Genomic DNA, 14,884 nt, shown 5'->3' with positions numbered 1-14,884 from the left:
TGGTCTACCGGGTGGCGGCGCACCGCTGATCACCGGATGCAGAACAGCGAGTCCTCGGAGACGAGGCTGTTGTTCGCGCCGCACACCGCCTCGCCGTCCCAATGGAGGTCGTACTCGGAGGTGATCGACACGTCCGGCATCGGTGGGCTGAGCTCGGTGATCGAACCGTTCGCCGCCGACAATTCGACGATCTGCGCCGAACCGCCGCGCACCGCCGTATCGAACGCGATGAACCCGCGTTCGGTGAGCGCGAACGGCCGGACATCCGAGTTCCGGCTGACCCGAGACCGCCACCTCTCCGCTCCGGAGGCGAGATCGAATGCCACGACCTCGTCGAAGTCCGCGTACGAGTCGTTCGCGGGTTTGACCCCGGTGACGAGCAGGCCGTGTCCGATGACAGCCCTGTACCGGCGCAGATCTCCGCCCATTCCACCTGCCGCGCCCGTGTCGAGCCGGCCGTACGAGCCGACTCCGCGTACTTCCGCAGTCCGGTTCGCGTCCTCGTCGAAGAACACGAACGACGGCACGGCATCGGAATCGCGGCTGATCCTCGCGCTCAACACCACCGGATCGGCGGAGACGACCTCGTACCGCAGGTCATTTTCGAGCCGGCTCGTCGCGATCGTCCGGCCGCTGGCGGAGTCCACGAGGACCAGCTCGTACCCGTCCGCGCAACCGCGAACCAGCACCGTCCGCGGAGCGCTCACCCGGGACGGAGATATCGAGCAGCTCCGGTCCACCGCGACGCCCTCGCTCCACAGGGGCTCACCATCGCTCAACGCCAGTTTCGACACCCGCTCCTCGTCCACGACGACCACGCCGTCTCCGACGACGCGGGTGACCGGCTCATAGGATTCGTCCCGGGCCAGCGACGCGGTCCACTTCTGCTCACCGGACCGAACGTCCAGGAGGATCACGCGCGGGCAGTCGGTCCTGCTGGAGCCGACGTGGATGGCCGCGAGTCCGTTCACGGCCTCGTCCGAGGCTCCGCACACGTCGGTCCCGTCGGGCGGGGTGAAGCTCCACTTCTCCTCGCCGGTCTTTTCGCTCACGCCGATGACCTCGTCCGACACGACCTGCACCAGCACGCCCTCCGCGGAGAGCGTCCTGATCAGCTCAAGTCCGACGGCACCGCTGTCCTTCCACGTGAACCCGGCAGCCAGCGGCGGTCTGGTCGCGAACCAGATCGTCGTGCCACCTCCCGCCACCAGGACCAGGACGAAACCGATGATCAGAGCCGGAATCCACCAGCGGGTCTTCTTCCGCAGCGCGGGTGGGTACGGGCCGCCCGGATGCTGGAAGTGCGGTGGTGGCGGGGGCTGGAAATGCGGCGGCGGACCTCCGGGCTGTGGTCCGCCCGGATGAGGACTTCCCGGAACGGGCCCGAACGGCGGATAGCCGCCCTGCGGCTGCCGACTCGGATTCCACTGCGGCTGATTGCCCGACCAGTTCACTCTGCACCCCTCGCCCCGCCGTCGGCGGACCTCCCCTGGTTCGCGGGCTCGATCATCGCCGGACGCCCGCTGGCGACGAGGCCGTTCGGGCGGGAAGCGATCCGCATCACTCCGGTGCGATCGCCAGGTGTGCGGCCGGAATTCGGCGGCGGATGGCGGGTGACCGGTGCTAGCGTCCCGGGCCGTGCCTCGTCGTGGTGCGCGAGGTGCCGGAATCGGGAAGACAAGTCCTATGTGGACGACGCGCCCCCGCTGGCGCTCGCACCATGCGCAGTACTGCCCGAGCACCAGGGCCGGGGCGCCGGATCAGCGGCGATCCGCGCCGGGCTCGACGCCGTCCGCGACCTCGACGAGAACCTGGTGATCGTGCTGGGGCACGCCGACTACTACCCGCGGTTCGGATGTCACCCCGGCCTCCCGGTTCGGCGTGCGGAGGCACCCGACGACACGTTCCTCGCCCTGCCCCTCGCCACCTCGCACCCCACCCCGACCGGACTCGTCCGATGAACGAGATGGTCTCGTTCAACTCGTCCGCGCGAGAGCCCCGCCGAGGTAGCAGCATCACTCACCACGCCGGTAAAATCTGACCGCAATGCCATGGAGGCAAAGAGGATGGACCTTGCCGATACAGGATGGCGATGACCGCGCGGCCAGCTCCCCGAGCTCAGACGCGAAGCTTCTGAATAGCCAGCATAAAACACATTCCAGACAAGACGGCAGGTAGAACTATCAGCCCAAGGCAGGCAATGCTTCCCATATCGAACGCGCCACCCCTCCGAACCGACGCGCCCACGAGTAGGATGAACAAGGCGCCACTCAGGAAGCTGGAGAACACGCAACTGATCCAAATCACCAGCGACGCGCGCCATACGCCAGCAGCGTAAGTCACGTTCAACCAACCACGCTTGACATAGGACTGGCCGATCAGAGCAAACCCGCCGACCATCATTGAAAAGAATCCAGATAGGCCACACAGGCCTGACACCAAAATCATGGCCGCATTTTCAGCAGCCGGCAATTCGAAAGCCCACCAGATCGCGGCAACCGCAATCACCGGGGACCCCACCAACAGAATCAGGCCCAGCAGAACCAGCCGAGTCTTCACCTTTCGCGCCCAGCTGGGCGAAACCTGAGTGTAGTTCGGCGGCGGCTGCGGACCAGCCGGGATTGGAATGATCACCGCGCCTCCCAGTTCGATTCGTCACCATCGCTGGAGCTACCGTCACTCAAGTCAACACCGTTCTCCGGTGTCGCCCATTTCCCGCCGAGTTCGTCGATGGTCTTCTGCGCGGATTTCATCTGTGAGTTGATCGGCTGAATGGCGCCGATGAACGCACTGAAGGCAGCTGTGGCAAGGCCGATTGCGGCGACACCGACACTGACGCCGAATGCTAGCCCTGGCGGCGCCGTAACAACTCCAATACAACCCGCAATTGCTGTAGCTAGTCCACCGAGGAACGTCACCACTGCGATACCGATGGAGATCCAGAACATTTCGACCGCGTTGGCCAGCGTGTCGAGCGCGGTGACCATCTTATCCGCAGCCGACTTGGTGCCGTTGACCGCGTCGGCTTGGCCGGGAACCAGTGCCTTGTACGCTTCCGCCGCACGCCCTTCCCACTCGATGTTGGTGCGGTGCTTGTCAAGTTTGAGATCACCCGCGACGGTGCCCAACTTCTCGGCCACCAGATCAGCCCACTGTTGGGACGCGGCTCGCAGCAGGCCGGGGCTGCCAGCCCGTTCCACGGTCTGCATGATCTGGTCGAACATCTGCTTGTGCAGCTTCACGATTTCCTCCATGCCCTTCTTGATCGGTTCGATCAAGTGCATAAAGGCTTCCGGAACCCAGCTCAGTAGCTGGTTGACTCCGTCGTAGAGCTTCTGCATCATTTCTTGGACTTCGGTGAGCTTTCCGCTCACCATGTGGATTACATCGTCGCCGGTGGCTGTGGTCACGGGTGTTCTCCAAGCAGGTCGTGCAGCTTTTGCATGGCAGCGTCGTCGTCGGCTTGGTACTGCTGCGCAGCAGCGGTCAAATCGTCGGCGACCTTGTTGAAGTACTGCTGTCCCTGATCGATCAGGCTGCCGATCGCAACGCGCAGCTCTTCCAACGTGTCGTCCAGGCCGAGTTCGTCGCTGAGGAAGAACCGCTGTCCTGGCTCGATCTTCACCGCTTCCACGGCTTGCTTGGGGCCGTTCATGGCTTCGGCCTGTTCGCGCCATAGGGCGGCGTCGGTGTGCATGGCGTCGAGGGCGGTTTTGATTCCTTCGCCGTTCGGGGGTGCCATCAGAGTCCCTTCGGGGGCTGGTCGGTGACGAAGCCGAGGCGGCGTAGGAATCGCTGCGGGTCGCTCGCCAGGGCGAACAGTTGGGAGATCGCCGGACTCTGCGGTCCGTTGGCCACATCGCCCGGGGCGGTTTTGTCGCGCAGGACTCGCAGGACGTCGGCGAGTTCGCCTTCGATCTCGGTGTTGCGCGCTGCGCTGCACCAGGTCGCGTCGATGACGAGGTCCAGGATCCGGCCTTGTTCCGACGTCCCCCGGGCATGGCCGCCGCTGCTCTGGCCGGACACCGTCGCGCCGACGACATCCGTCATCCGCTGGTTGAACGCCTCCAGGTCGGTGGAGACGGCGTTGATGAGCTGCATCGCGTCGGCTGCCGTGATCGGGTCATCGGAGGTGGCGATGCCTTCGGCCGGTTCGGGCCGAGTGGCAGGCGGAGCGGATTGCACGAGCTCGGCCTGTGCCGTCGCCGCCCGCATGGTCGCGTCGTTCGCGGCCGCTACGACGTGTACGGACAGGCTGCGCGGATCAGTAGCGCTCTTCCAGCCGGAGGCCAGCTCGACCGACCGGAACTCCCCGGTGTCGGTCACGCGGACCGTGACGACACCCTCCGGGTCCTGGCCTCGAAGCAGGTCGTCCGTCGCCTCCGGTCGCCCGGAGTTCCGGATTTCCTCCGGCCCGAGGTCTTCCTCATTCAGCTGCCACCGTTGATCCACGAGGCCGGACCATACCTAGACCACGCCGTTCCGCGCCCGGGTTCGTGAACACGGGACGGGTTCGGTGGCGGGAAGCGATCCGCGTCACTCCCGTGCGATCGCCAGGTGTGCGGCCGGAATTCGGCGGCGGTCGGCGGGTGGCCGGTGCTAGCGTCCCGGGCCGTGCGTCGTCGTGGTGCGCGAGGTGCCGGAATCGGGGAGATGCGTCCTATGTGGACTACTCGGGTGGAGGTGCCCGCTGATGTCGCGGCCGTGCGTGCGGTGAACGTCGCCGCGTTCCCGACCGCGGAGGAAGCGGACCTGGTGGACGCGCTGCGGGCCGATCGGGGTGCGTGGATCGACGGGCTCTCGATCGTCAGCGCGGACGGCGGCGGCTCGGTCGTCGGGTTCGCGCTGCTGACCCGCTGCCACGTGGACGACGCGCCCGCGCTGGCGCTCGCACCGTGCGCGGTGCTGCCCGAGCACCAGGGCCGGGGCGCCGGTTCGGCGGCGATCCGCGCCGGGCTCGACGCCGCGCGCGACCTCGGCGAGAACCTGGTGATCGTGCTGGGGCACGCCGACTACTACCCGCGGTTCGGGTTCACCCCGGCCTCCGGGTTCGGAGTGCGCGCGCCGTTCGAAGCACCCGACGACGCGTTCCTCGCCCTGTCCCTCGACACCTCGCGCCCCACCGCGACCGGGCTCGTCCGGTACCCGGCGGCATTCGGCGTCTGAGCGTCAGCGGTCGAGGCGACCGGACTTGACCGCGCCCAGGAACGCACCGAACGCACCGTCCCCGAACACCAGCACCGGACTCGCCTGTCCGAGCTTCGAATCGCGGATGGCGGACCGCTCGGTGGACGACGTGACCTCGACGCATTCGTTGTTCGCCCCGCTCCGGCTGGACTTCCGCCACCTCCTGCTCGAGCTCTACCCGTCCAGACGACCGGTCTTGACGCAGGTGAGGAATGCGGCGAACGCCCGCGCGTCGAAGCGCAGGACGGGTCCGGCTCCGCCGGACTTGTAATCGCGCACCGCCGCATGATCCGCGGCCGACGCCACTTCGACGCACGCGCCGCCGTTCGCGTTGCTGCGGCTCGACTTCCGCCAAGTTCGGTTGCGGTGCACTGCGTCCTCCCGGTCGGCCTGGACTCGGTCGCGCGGCCGCGACGCCTCAGCGATCGAGGTGCCCGGACTTGATCTCGCGCAGGAACGTGCTGAAAGCGGCGGGGGCGAAGGCCAGCACCGGGCTCGCCTGGCCCAACTTCGAGTCGCGGATCGCAGAGCTCTCCGCGGACAACGCCACTTCGACGCAGGCACCGCCGTTCGTGTTGCTGTAGGTGGACTTTCGCCAGTTCGCATCCGGCTGCACGTGGGCGATCAAAGCTGCCACCTTCTTCGACGGCTATGGAAGCGTTTCGATTGCATCCCGGATGAGTGCTGCCGATGCGTGCTCGCTGAGCGCGGCCACCCTGAGCCGGTTGAACACGAGCGTATAAGACTTCAGGTGGTGCGAACCAGCTAGGTAATCCGCGTTCGTCAGTCCTTCCAAGTACAGGATGGTTTTGACCGGTTCCGCGAGGCTGATGATCGTGAACGACGAGTCCAGCGAAGGATGCGCCCAGTCCGCGAGCGGCAGCACCTGAAGGGTCACGTGCTTGAGCCGAGCGAGCTCCAGAAGCGTCTCCAGCTGCTCCTTCATCACCTCGCCGCCACCCACCACGCCTCGGATCGCAGGCTCGCCGAGGATCACCGACAGCTCAGGCGGATTCTCGGACGTCAGCCTCGCGCGCCGCGCGACTCGGCTGTCCGCGATCCTCCCCACGTCCTCTTGGCGAACCGAGATCGCCTGCGCGAGCAGCGCTTCGGCGTACGCCTTCGTCTGCATGATGCCGGGGATCATGTCGCCGTAGTGGATCAGGAGTTCGCTCGCCACCGATTCCATGCCGACGTACGACCGGGCCCAGTCCTGGACGCGCCCGTAGCTGCCGCGCTTGCGGGCTTCCTTGGCGAGCTGGTGAACGCGTTCGGTGCGATCATGGTCGATGCCGCAGCGCTCGGCGATCCGGTCGAGCTCGGCGGCCGAGATCGTGCGCGCCCCGTTCTCCAGCTTCGACACCTTGGAGACGTCCCAGCGCAGCAGTTCCGCGATCTCCTTCGGCTCCACACCCGCGGCTTCGCGCATGCGGCGCAGTTCCAGGCCGAGTTCCAGCCGCCGGATGACCGGTCCGGGATTCGTCACGATGCCTCCTCGATCTTTCACCGGGAGTCTGCCGGATCTCCGGTCGGATCAAGATCCCCCTAAAGGGCGACTATCTACATGGCAATGCCGCTTATAGATTCAGCGCAGCGACAACCTCCCGTCGCTGGCGCGGGGCCGGTGGTCTCCCCCTCCCCGACCGGATCGCCGGTTCCGCGTCCCACCCACGGAATTCGGGAGTGGCGCATGTCCGCGCCGGAACCGCGCGGCTGGCGCGGGGTGTTCACCAGCGACCGGGTCCACCGGGTCTCACCGGGCAACGAACGCCGGATCTCGCACGGCGGCCGGGCCCGGCTCGGGCTCGCCGACTGCGGCGCGGTGTGCGTGCCGCCGACGCCGAACGAGTGGCCGCTGGACTCCTGCGCGCGCTGCTACCCCCGGACATGACGGTGCCCGGTGGCCGAACGACCACCGGGCCCCGCGCTCGATCAACGGGTCAGAACGCGACCACCGAGTACTCCGAGGCGGTCCACGCGGGAGCGCCCCGCACCGGGATCAGCTCCACCCGCACCGACTCCTTGCCCTCGGTCAACGCCACCGGCAGCTCGAAGCCGTCCTCCAGCCAGCGGTGCGACTCGTTGCCCAGCGGCTGCAGCCAGGTGCCCGCCGACTCGCCGTCCACCCGCACCTCCACCTGCTGGTAGGCCTGCGCCTGATCACCGATGCGCCGCAACCGGGCGCCCTGGTTGTCCTCGCCGAGCTCCACGTCGAAGCCCACCGGCCCCGTCGCGGCCGCCACCGGCGCGCTGCGCTGCTCGTCGGTGCCCTCGAAGCGGGAGTCCAGCAGGTTCACCACCTCGCCTTCGGCCCGGTAGCCGTGCTCGTCCCGGCTGCCCTCGTCGGACAGGTCGATCCGGTCGACCTCCTCCTGCGACGCCGGTCGCCCGCCGTACCAGTAGGCGGTGGAGCTGTAGTCGCCCGGCTCGTCGTTGTCCGGGCCGTGCTCGATGCCCGCGACCAGGCCGTCGTTGAACGGCACCGCGTCCGGCACCTGCAACCGGTAGGCGCCCGTGCAGTCGTACCGGCAGCCGTCCCCGTTCAGCTCGTGCGCCGGATTGCCCGCCAGCGGCATCGAGAACGTGGTGCCGTCCCGGAAGTACCAGCCCGACTCGTAGTAGTCCTCGCTGCCGGTGCCGTACCAGGCGGGGCTGCGCTCGCCGTTGACGTAGAAGCGCTCGTCGCCCTCCAGGTAGTTGCGCTGGTTCGCCGCCGCGTTCGTCTCCGGGATGGACAGCGGCTGGTTGCGGTGCGTCGCCGTCGCGTTCGGCGGGATCAGCCCGCGCATGGTGTGCGTGACCCCGTAGAACGTGCCCGAACCGTCCACGTCGAGGAAGTTCCAGTCCTCCCCCTCCACGGTCCGGCCGCGGTGGTGAGTGGCGTGGAAGTAGCCGGCGTTCTCGTCGGCTTCGCGGGGCGCGACGGAGACCTCGGCGGTCATGCCGTCGATCGGGACGCCGCCGCCGTTGACGATCTCCACGGTGGCGCTCTCGTCGAACGGCATCGGCCACCAGGCCGTGTACCAGCCGTCCTCGCCCGGGTCGATGGAGCTCATCATGGTGCGCACGTCGTGCTCGCCGAGGCCGGAGCCGAAGAACTCGCCGATCGGGGCGTCCACCGTGGTCTGCCCGTCGAAGGTGATCCGCAGCCGCGCCGACTCCAGCACGTGCTCGGAGGCGGTGACCTCCTCCGGACCGAACCCGTAGCGGCCCACCAGCTTCTCCCTGGCGAACACCGCGTTGTCGATGCGGTAACCGTGCGCGGCCTCCTCGCCGGGGTGACCGGGGCCGACGTCGAGCACGTCGGTGCGCACCCATTCGCCGTCGACGAGGCTCTGCACGTCGTAGCGGAACTCGTTGACGTCCACCGAGGAGGACGTGAAGCGGTTCGCCACCTCGATCGAGGACTTGCCCGCCGTCAGCTCCGGGGGCACGTCGATCGCCTGCACGCCCCAGCCGCCCGGTGCGGCGGCGCCGCTGCGCCACTCGCCGGCCGGTGCGCCGTCCACGCTGAGGCCGGCCACCTGGTCGGCGATCTGCGGGTCGAAGCGGCGCACGATGCGCACGCCCGCGTTGCGCGGGTGCACCGCCGCGTCGAACCGGCTGCCACCACCCTCGCCGAACGCGCGGCCGTCGTCGATCACCCGCGGGCTCGGCACGACCTGCGGGATGCGCAGCCGCAGCTCGTTGATCTGGCCGGGTCCGTCCAGCTGCGCCACCGGTGCCGCCGCTCCCGGGGGCACCGCGAAGTCCCGGCGGGTCGGCTGCGCCGCCGGGTCCACGCCCTTCGGGTCGGCGATGCCGAACTTGCGCAGCCGCGCCAGCACGTCCTGCGCCGGATCGGCCGGGTCGAAGGTCCGCACGCCGTCCGCGTCGCCGAACGAGCGGTAGTCCACGTGGTAGAAGTCCGGGTTGTTCTGCACCGTCACCCGCATCGACTCGCGGTACGGCATCGGCACCTTGATCACCGCACCGCCCGCGGCGTCGTCGCCGTTGCCGACCAGGGGCCATTCGAACGGCGCGCCCACCCGGCCGCTCACCACGTCGATCAGCGGGGCGTCGAGCACCGTGCGGCCGTCCAGCTCGACCACGATGTTCCCGGTGCCCGTCACGTCGCCCCACGGTTCGCGGGTGAACCAGATGGAGGAGATCTCGCCGGCGCCCGCGCGCTCCGCGATCACGCAGCCGCGCTCGGCCTGCCGCAGGCAGGAGTAGGTGCCGTTGAACCCGTCGTCGTTGCTGCCGTCCCTCGCGAAGCTGGAGAACTGCCCGGTGTGCTCCGAGCCGCGCAGCTGGGCGAGGCCGCCCGGTTCGCGGAACGTGTCCCACCCGACGCTGCCCTTGCCCGCCGCCCGCGGCTGCGCCTGCTCCTGCTCCTGCGCCGAGGCCCGGGCCGCGCCGTGGGTGGCCGCGTCGGCGACCAGCGCGGCGGCCGCCAACGACGCCACGCCGAGCACCGCGCCGAACTTCCTCGGCAGCCGTCTCGCAGCGCGCAGCGCATCACTCCTGCGGTCTCTCATCAAAGCTCGCCCTCCCCACATCACTATCCACAATGGACAGCGTTGTCCTGGTCACTCGACGGTGGTGCGCGGTCGGGAACGGATGGGTCGGTTCCCCCGAACGCGGGCGCACAAGATCGCACGCTCGGTTTCACCCGAAGCGTAGGAAGAGGTCGCACCGGCTCCAAGGAACATCGCGGAACCACGGGAATCCGGACTCCGAAATTCACTCATTAAGATGGTCACCGGGACTGCGCGGAGACCACTACCACCATCCAGGTGGATTTGATTCCTCTTCGGCGACAGCTCGCTTTGCTAAAGAAAAAGTCGCACGCCAGGACGAGTTTCGCCCTAGCGCGCGACCTGCACCTTCACCGAATCAGAAGTGAGATGTGGTAGCCCCGGAAGTCTCAGCCCTGATTCAACCGGGCGTACACCTCACCCGCGTTCTCCTTCGTGATCAATTCCGTGGGAAGGGTTTGGTGCTTCTCCGTCGGCTGGCAATCGACCAGGATCTTCTTGGCCGCTTCCACGGCCTCCTCGCCACCGGTCGGATTCAGGAACGTGGCCTGCAACCGGCCCTGCTCCACCGCTTTGATGCCGCCCGCCTCGATCGGCAGCCCGTCGATGCCCACGAATTTGAGCTGGTCCGCCTTGCCGGCGGCCTGCGCGGCCAGGTAGGCGCCCTCCGCCATCGGATCGTTGTGCGAGTACACCGCTTGCGCGTCCGGGTGCGCCTTCAGCAGCGCGTCCATCTTCTCCTGGCCCTCCGCCCGCTCCCAGCCGCCGTCGTCGGCACCGATGATCTCGATCTTCGAGCCCGCGATGCCCTGCATGAAGCCGTCGTGCCGCTCGTGCGCCGGCGTCGAACCGGACAGGCCCTTGATCTCCAGGATCTTGCCGCCGTCCGGGAACAGCACGTTCTTGAAGTACTCGCCCGCCTGCCTGCCGATCGCCTCGTTGTCCACGCCGACGTAGGTGGTGAACGCGTCCCCGTTGACCTTGCGGTCCAGCAGGACCACCGGCGTCCCCGAGTTGTAGGCCCGCCGCACGATGTCCGTCAGGGGCGCCGCCTCGTTCGGCGAGATCATCAGGAGGTCCACCTGCTTGGTCAGGAACGACTCCACGTCCGAGAGCTGCTTGGCGTTGTCCTTGGCCGCGTCGGCGAACTGCACGTCCTTGAACTGCGGCACCCGCTCGGCGGCCTTGCGGATGTCGTCGTCCATCCGCACGCGGTAGGGCTCGGCGAGGTTCGCCTGGCTCATGCCGATCGTGTACTGGCCGTCCGGGCCGCCGCACGCCGCCTGCGGATCCTGCGGCTGCGCCGCACCGCTGTTCTCGCTCGTCGTACCGCACGCGGCGGCCGTCACCGCCAACGCGGCGCAGGCGGCGGCGAACGCGGACCTCGTCGTCTTTCGCATGGTGCTTCCTTCCCGCGGAACTACCAGGGACGCTTCGAGCGGACGGGCGGATCGGGGAACGGACCGGTCACGCGGCCGGGCGCAGCCGCTGCAACGCCGCGGCTGCCACGATCACCAAGCCCTTGATCAGCAGCTGCATGTCGGTGTTGACGCTGTTCAAGCTCAGGATGTTGTTCAAGATCCCCAGCAGCAGCGCGCCCGCGATGGTGCCCACCACCGAACCGCGCCCGCCGGCGAGGCTCGTGCCGCCGACCACCACGGCCGCGATGCCGTCCAGTTCGTAGGCCAGGCCGTCGTTCGGGCTGCCCGCGTTCAGCTGCCCCGCGTGCACGATCCCCGCCAGCGCCGCGCAGAAGCCGGACAGCGCGAACGCGATGATCTTCACCCGGTTCACCGGCACACCGGACAGCCGCGCCGCCTTCTCGTTGCCGCCGATCGCGTACAGGTGCCGCGAATAAGCGCTGTAGCGAAGGAACAGGATCGCCGCGACCGCCACCACCGCGAAGATCAACGCCGGAATCGGGACCACGCCGCCGAACGTCCGTTCCCCCAGCAGCGAGAACAGCATCGGCGCCTGTCCCGCGCCGTCGCCGTAGGAGATCTGCACCGTCTCCCCGCCCGACCACATCCGCGCCAGGCCGCGGGCGATGTTCAGGCCCGCCAACGTCACGATGAACGCCTGCACGCCCAGCACCGCCACCGCGGCGCCCTGCAGCACCCCGAAGACCAGGCCGATCAGCAGCACCAGCAGCGCCGCCACCAGCACCCCGAAGTCGTCGTTGACCAGCAGCACCGCCGACCCCACCGCGGCCAGGCCCAGCACCGAGCCCACCGACAGGTCGATGCCGCCGATCAGGATGACGAACGTCAACCCGACCGCGATGATCCCGATCTCCGAGACCGCGCGCACGATGTTGAACAGGTTGTCGCCGGTCAAGAAAAGGATCTGGCCGTCGTCGCCGCGCGGGGACAGCACGATCGCCGCCAGGAACACCGCGACCAGGCCGAAGAAGCTCTGGAACCGGAACAGGGTCTCGACCCGCTGCCGCCTCGACCGGCCGGGCACCGGGTCCGGCGCGCCGGGCGCGACCTCCTGCCGCGTCTGCTCGCTCATCGCGCTCCTCCCCCCGCGACGGGGCCGCGCCCCGTCTCGACAGCCGATGAATCACCCTCCGGCGACACCTTTTCCCCCATCGCGGCGGCCAACAATTCGGCTTCACCGGCCCGGGTGGTGTCGAACTCGGCGACGCTGCGGCCGTGCCGCAGCACCACCACGCGGTGGCACACGCCGGTCAGCTCCGGCAGCTCCGAGGACGCCAGCAGCACGCCGATGCCGCGCGCCGCGATCTCGCCCAGCAGCTCGTAGATCTCCGCCTTCGCGCCGATGTCCACGCCGCGCGTCGGCTCGTCCAGCAGCAGCAACCGCGGCTCGGTCAGCAACATCCGGCCGAACACGACCTTCTGCTGGTTCCCGCCGGACAAGGTGCCGACCGGGTCGGCGATGCGCCCCAGCTTCACCTTCAGCCGGTCCACGCTGCGCTCGGTCGCCGCCACCTCGGCGCGGCCGCGCACCAACCCGGCGAAGCCCAGCCGGTGCACCACCGACAGCACCGTGTTCGCCCGCACCGAGTGCCCCAGCACCAGCCCCGAGGCGCGGCGGTCCTCCGGCACGAACGCGATGCCCCGGCGCAGCGCGTCCCGCGGCCCGCGCGGGCGCACCGGTTCGCCGCCCAGCTCCACCGAGCCCTCCCAGCGACCGGCCGGGCCCGCGCCGAACAGCGATTCCAGCAGCTCGGTGCGGCCCGCCCCGAGCAGCCCGCACAGGCCGACGATCTCGCCCGCGCGCACCGACACGTCGATGCCGTCCGGTTCCCGCCTGCCCACCCGGTACCGGCGCGGCAGCACCCGGAGACCCGCGACCGACAGCAGCTCCTCGCCGGGCGGCCGGTCGTCCGCGGTGCGGAACAGGGTGCGCACCGAGCGGCCCACCATCGCCTCAGCGGCCTGCTCGGCGGTGAGGTCGCGGGCGTCGAACTCGGCGACCCGGCGCCCGTTGCGCAGCACCGTCGCCCGGTCGGCGACCGCACCGATCTCATCCATCCGGTGCGAGATGTAGACGATGCCGGTGCCGCGCCTGCGCAGTTCCGCGATCACCGCGAACAACCGGTCCACTTCGGAGTGCGACAGCGCCGAGGTCGGCTCATCCATGATCAGGACCTTGGCGTCGAGGGACAGCGCCCGCGCGATCGTCACCAGCTGCTGCTCACCGACCCGCAGCTCGCCGACCGGCCGGGCCGGATCCAGTTCGATGCCGGTGCGGGACAGCAGTTCGCGGGTGCGCTGCGCCATCGCGCGGCGGTCCACCACACCGGCGCGGCGCAGCTCCCGGCCCAGGTACAGGTTGTCGGCGACCGACAGCGCGGGCACCAGGTCCAGCTCCTGGTGGATCATCGCGATGCCCGCCTGCTGCGCGTCCGAGGGCTTCGCGAAGCGCACCGGGGCGCCGTCCACCGCGATCGAGCCCTCGTGGTCGGCGATGTCGCCGGAGAGCACGCGCATCAACGTGGACTTGCCCGCGCCGTTCTCCCCCAGGAGCGCGTGGACCTCGCCCGCGTGCACGGTCAAGTCGATCCCGTCGCACGCCAGGACACCGCCGTAGCGTTTGGTGATGCCGGTCAGCTCTACCAGTGGCGCTGCCATGGTTCCCCCCGTCACCCGAGCGCTGTCATTCCGGAGCAACCGCGCGGAGCCGAGAAAACGATTGCTCGGACGCTAAGAGTTTCCAGTTGCCTGTGTCAAGGTTCACAGTCCACCCGCGGGCCGCCCAGCCGCCATTCGGCCCCGCGCGGACCTCGCAACGGTCATGAGGGCAGGAAGCACCGCAGCTAGGGGAACAACTTCCGGAGAGGTCGTTCCGCGGGCGTTCCTGACCGTTACGGTTGTGGCCGTGACCGCCACTCGCGAGCGCCAGAGCGCACCCTCTCCCGACAACGGCGCCCCACACTGGGCAGAACGGTCCGCTTTCCGCACCCGCGGCGTCCCGCTATGGGCGGCGGTGCTGATCGCCGCGGGCGGCACCGCGCTCGGCGCCGGGCTCGACCTGCTCATCAGCGGCACCCCCGGACTGATCTTCAAGATCGGCCTGTTCCTCGGGTGCGTGGCCGGGGTGGCGCTGGTGCGGCGGGAGAGCCTGTTCGGCCCGATGGTGCAGCCGCCGCTGGTCGCCACCGTGGTCATGCCGCTGCTGGTGCTGTTGTTCGGCGGCGGGGGCGGCAGCGGGATGATGGGCAAGGCGCTGGGCGTCGTGCAGCCGATCATCGCCGGCTTCCCGATGATGGCGATCACCACGGCGCTCTGCCTCGCGTTCGGGCTCGCCCGGATGTTCTGGCTGGAACGCCACGACGCCGAGGACGACCTGGACCCGGCCGACCAGCCCACCAAGAAGCGCAAGCCGGTGAAGCCGCCGAAGGAGGCCGCGGAGCGGCCGGCCCGCAAGCGGCGGCCCGCCGAGGACGAGAAGCGCCCCTCCGCCCGCTCTCGCGACGGCTCCGGGCGGCCCCGCCGCCCCGCCGAGCAGGGCGGCCGCCCCCGCGACGCCGCGGCGGGCAAGCGCGAACCGCGCCCCGACCGGGGGACTCCGCCGGCGCGCGGCGAACGCGGCACGCCCCCCGCTCGCGGCGTCGCGGGGGGGGCCGGGGGGGGGGGCGGGGGGGGGGGGGCGCCCCGCGCCGGCGCGCGGGCGGGCGGGGGGGGGGGGGGGGTGCGCGGGGGGGGGGG

Annotated in this window: 16 protein-coding genes and 1 pseudogene; 4 read left to right on the top strand and 13 right to left on the bottom strand. The window is 69.4% G+C overall.

Features of this window, described 5'->3' with window-relative positions; genetic code table 11:
• Positions 1 to 29: 29 nt before the first annotated feature.
• Positions 30 to 1,208 (bottom strand): PQQ-binding-like beta-propeller repeat protein, encoded by a 1,179-nt coding sequence (locus tag LCD35_RS03580; RefSeq protein ID WP_224960746.1) that lies wholly within the window; start codon positions 1,206 to 1,208, stop codon positions 30 to 32.
• 480 nt (positions 1,209 to 1,688) lie between these two features.
• Between LCD35_RS03580 and LCD35_RS03575 the strand changes: the two genes are divergently transcribed.
• On the top strand, positions 1,689 to 1,961 hold the full coding sequence (locus LCD35_RS03575; protein ID WP_224960743.1) for a GNAT family N-acetyltransferase: 273 nt from the start codon (positions 1,689 to 1,691) through the stop codon (positions 1,959 to 1,961).
• A 157-nt stretch (positions 1,962 to 2,118) separates the two neighbouring features.
• On the opposite strand, the gene LCD35_RS03570 is transcribed toward LCD35_RS03575, so the two are convergent.
• The 4 genes from LCD35_RS03570 to LCD35_RS03555 are packed head-to-tail and all read right to left on the bottom strand — an operon-like array spanning position 2,119 to position 4,452.
• A complete protein-coding gene (locus LCD35_RS03570) occupies positions 2,119 to 2,634 on the bottom strand; it encodes a hypothetical protein (protein WP_224960740.1) in 516 nt (171 codons plus the stop codon).
• Positions 2,631 to 3,410 carry a WXG100 family type VII secretion target gene (locus LCD35_RS03565; RefSeq protein WP_224960737.1) on the bottom strand — a complete coding sequence of 260 codons (780 nt, stop codon included), beginning with the start codon at positions 3,408 to 3,410 and terminating at the stop codon, positions 2,631 to 2,633. The genes LCD35_RS03570 and LCD35_RS03565 overlap by 4 nt, the downstream gene beginning before the upstream one ends.
• Positions 3,407 to 3,742 carry a hypothetical protein gene (locus LCD35_RS03560; RefSeq protein ID WP_224960734.1) on the bottom strand — a complete coding sequence of 112 codons (336 nt, stop codon included), beginning with the start codon at positions 3,740 to 3,742 and terminating at the stop codon, positions 3,407 to 3,409. The genes LCD35_RS03565 and LCD35_RS03560 overlap by 4 nt, the downstream gene beginning before the upstream one ends.
• Positions 3,742 to 4,452, bottom strand: a complete 711-nt coding sequence (locus LCD35_RS03555; protein ID WP_224960731.1) for a YbaB/EbfC family nucleoid-associated protein — start codon at positions 4,450 to 4,452, stop codon at positions 3,742 to 3,744. Before LCD35_RS03555 ends, LCD35_RS03560 begins: the two co-directional genes overlap by 1 nt.
• Positions 4,453 to 4,683: 231 nt before the next feature.
• On the opposite strand from LCD35_RS03555, the gene LCD35_RS03550 reads away from it, so the two are divergent.
• Complete coding sequence (locus LCD35_RS03550) at positions 4,684 to 5,166, top strand: N-acetyltransferase (protein ID WP_308011319.1); 483 nt, start codon at positions 4,684 to 4,686, stop codon at positions 5,164 to 5,166.
• A gap of 3 nt (positions 5,167 to 5,169) precedes the next feature.
• Here the strand turns inward: LCD35_RS03550 and LCD35_RS03545 are convergent.
• The 4 genes and pseudogenes from LCD35_RS03545 to LCD35_RS03530 all read right to left on the bottom strand — a co-directional run.
• A pseudogene (locus LCD35_RS03545) lies at positions 5,170 to 5,337 on the bottom strand (DUF397 domain-containing protein); the annotation flags it as partial.
• A 24-nt stretch (positions 5,338 to 5,361) separates the two neighbouring features.
• Positions 5,362 to 5,559: a DUF397 domain-containing protein gene (locus LCD35_RS03540; RefSeq protein WP_224968073.1), complete on the bottom strand. Its 198-nt coding sequence runs from the start codon at positions 5,557 to 5,559 to the stop codon at positions 5,362 to 5,364.
• A 46-nt stretch (positions 5,560 to 5,605) separates the two neighbouring features.
• Positions 5,606 to 5,815 carry a DUF397 domain-containing protein gene (locus tag LCD35_RS03535; protein ID WP_224968071.1) on the bottom strand — a complete coding sequence of 70 codons (210 nt, stop codon included), beginning with the start codon at positions 5,813 to 5,815 and terminating at the stop codon, positions 5,606 to 5,608.
• A 21-nt stretch (positions 5,816 to 5,836) separates the two neighbouring features.
• On the bottom strand, positions 5,837 to 6,673 hold the full coding sequence (locus LCD35_RS03530; protein ID WP_224968069.1) for a helix-turn-helix transcriptional regulator: 837 nt from the start codon (positions 6,671 to 6,673) through the stop codon (positions 5,837 to 5,839).
• Between the two features lie 204 nt (positions 6,674 to 6,877).
• On the opposite strand from LCD35_RS03530, the gene LCD35_RS03525 reads away from it, so the two are divergent.
• Positions 6,878 to 7,078, top strand: coding sequence for a hypothetical protein (locus LCD35_RS03525; RefSeq protein WP_224968067.1), 201 nt, complete (start codon positions 6,878 to 6,880; stop codon positions 7,076 to 7,078).
• 49 nt (positions 7,079 to 7,127) lie between these two features.
• On the opposite strand, the gene LCD35_RS03520 is transcribed toward LCD35_RS03525, so the two are convergent.
• From LCD35_RS03520 to LCD35_RS03505, 4 genes are all read right to left on the bottom strand, one after another.
• Positions 7,128 to 9,707, bottom strand: coding sequence for a glycoside hydrolase family 172 protein (locus LCD35_RS03520; protein WP_224968065.1), 2,580 nt, complete (start codon positions 9,705 to 9,707; stop codon positions 7,128 to 7,130).
• A 389-nt stretch (positions 9,708 to 10,096) separates the two neighbouring features.
• Complete coding sequence (locus LCD35_RS03515; RefSeq protein ID WP_224960715.1) at positions 10,097 to 11,107, bottom strand: substrate-binding domain-containing protein; 1,011 nt, start codon at positions 11,105 to 11,107, stop codon at positions 10,097 to 10,099.
• Positions 11,108 to 11,174: 67 nt separating this feature from the next.
• Complete coding sequence (locus LCD35_RS03510) at positions 11,175 to 12,221, bottom strand: ABC transporter permease (protein ID WP_224960713.1); 1,047 nt, start codon at positions 12,219 to 12,221, stop codon at positions 11,175 to 11,177.
• A complete protein-coding gene (locus tag LCD35_RS03505; RefSeq protein ID WP_224960709.1) occupies positions 12,218 to 13,807 on the bottom strand; it encodes a sugar ABC transporter ATP-binding protein in 1,590 nt (529 codons plus the stop codon). Before LCD35_RS03505 ends, LCD35_RS03510 begins: the two co-directional genes overlap by 4 nt.
• A 247-nt stretch (positions 13,808 to 14,054) precedes the next feature.
• Between LCD35_RS03505 and LCD35_RS03500 the strand changes: the two genes are divergently transcribed.
• A partial coding sequence (locus tag LCD35_RS03500) for a DUF6542 domain-containing protein (RefSeq protein ID WP_225043696.1) occupies positions 14,055 to 14,884 on the top strand: 830 nt, incomplete at its 3' end.

The sequence above is a fragment of the Saccharopolyspora sp. 6V genome (assembly GCF_020176785.1).
Classification (GTDB): domain Bacteria; phylum Actinomycetota; class Actinomycetes; order Mycobacteriales; family Pseudonocardiaceae; genus Saccharopolyspora_C; species Saccharopolyspora_C gregorii.
Note: the sequence above shows the minus strand (reverse complement) of the source record. Positions and strands in the feature narration are given on the sequence as shown.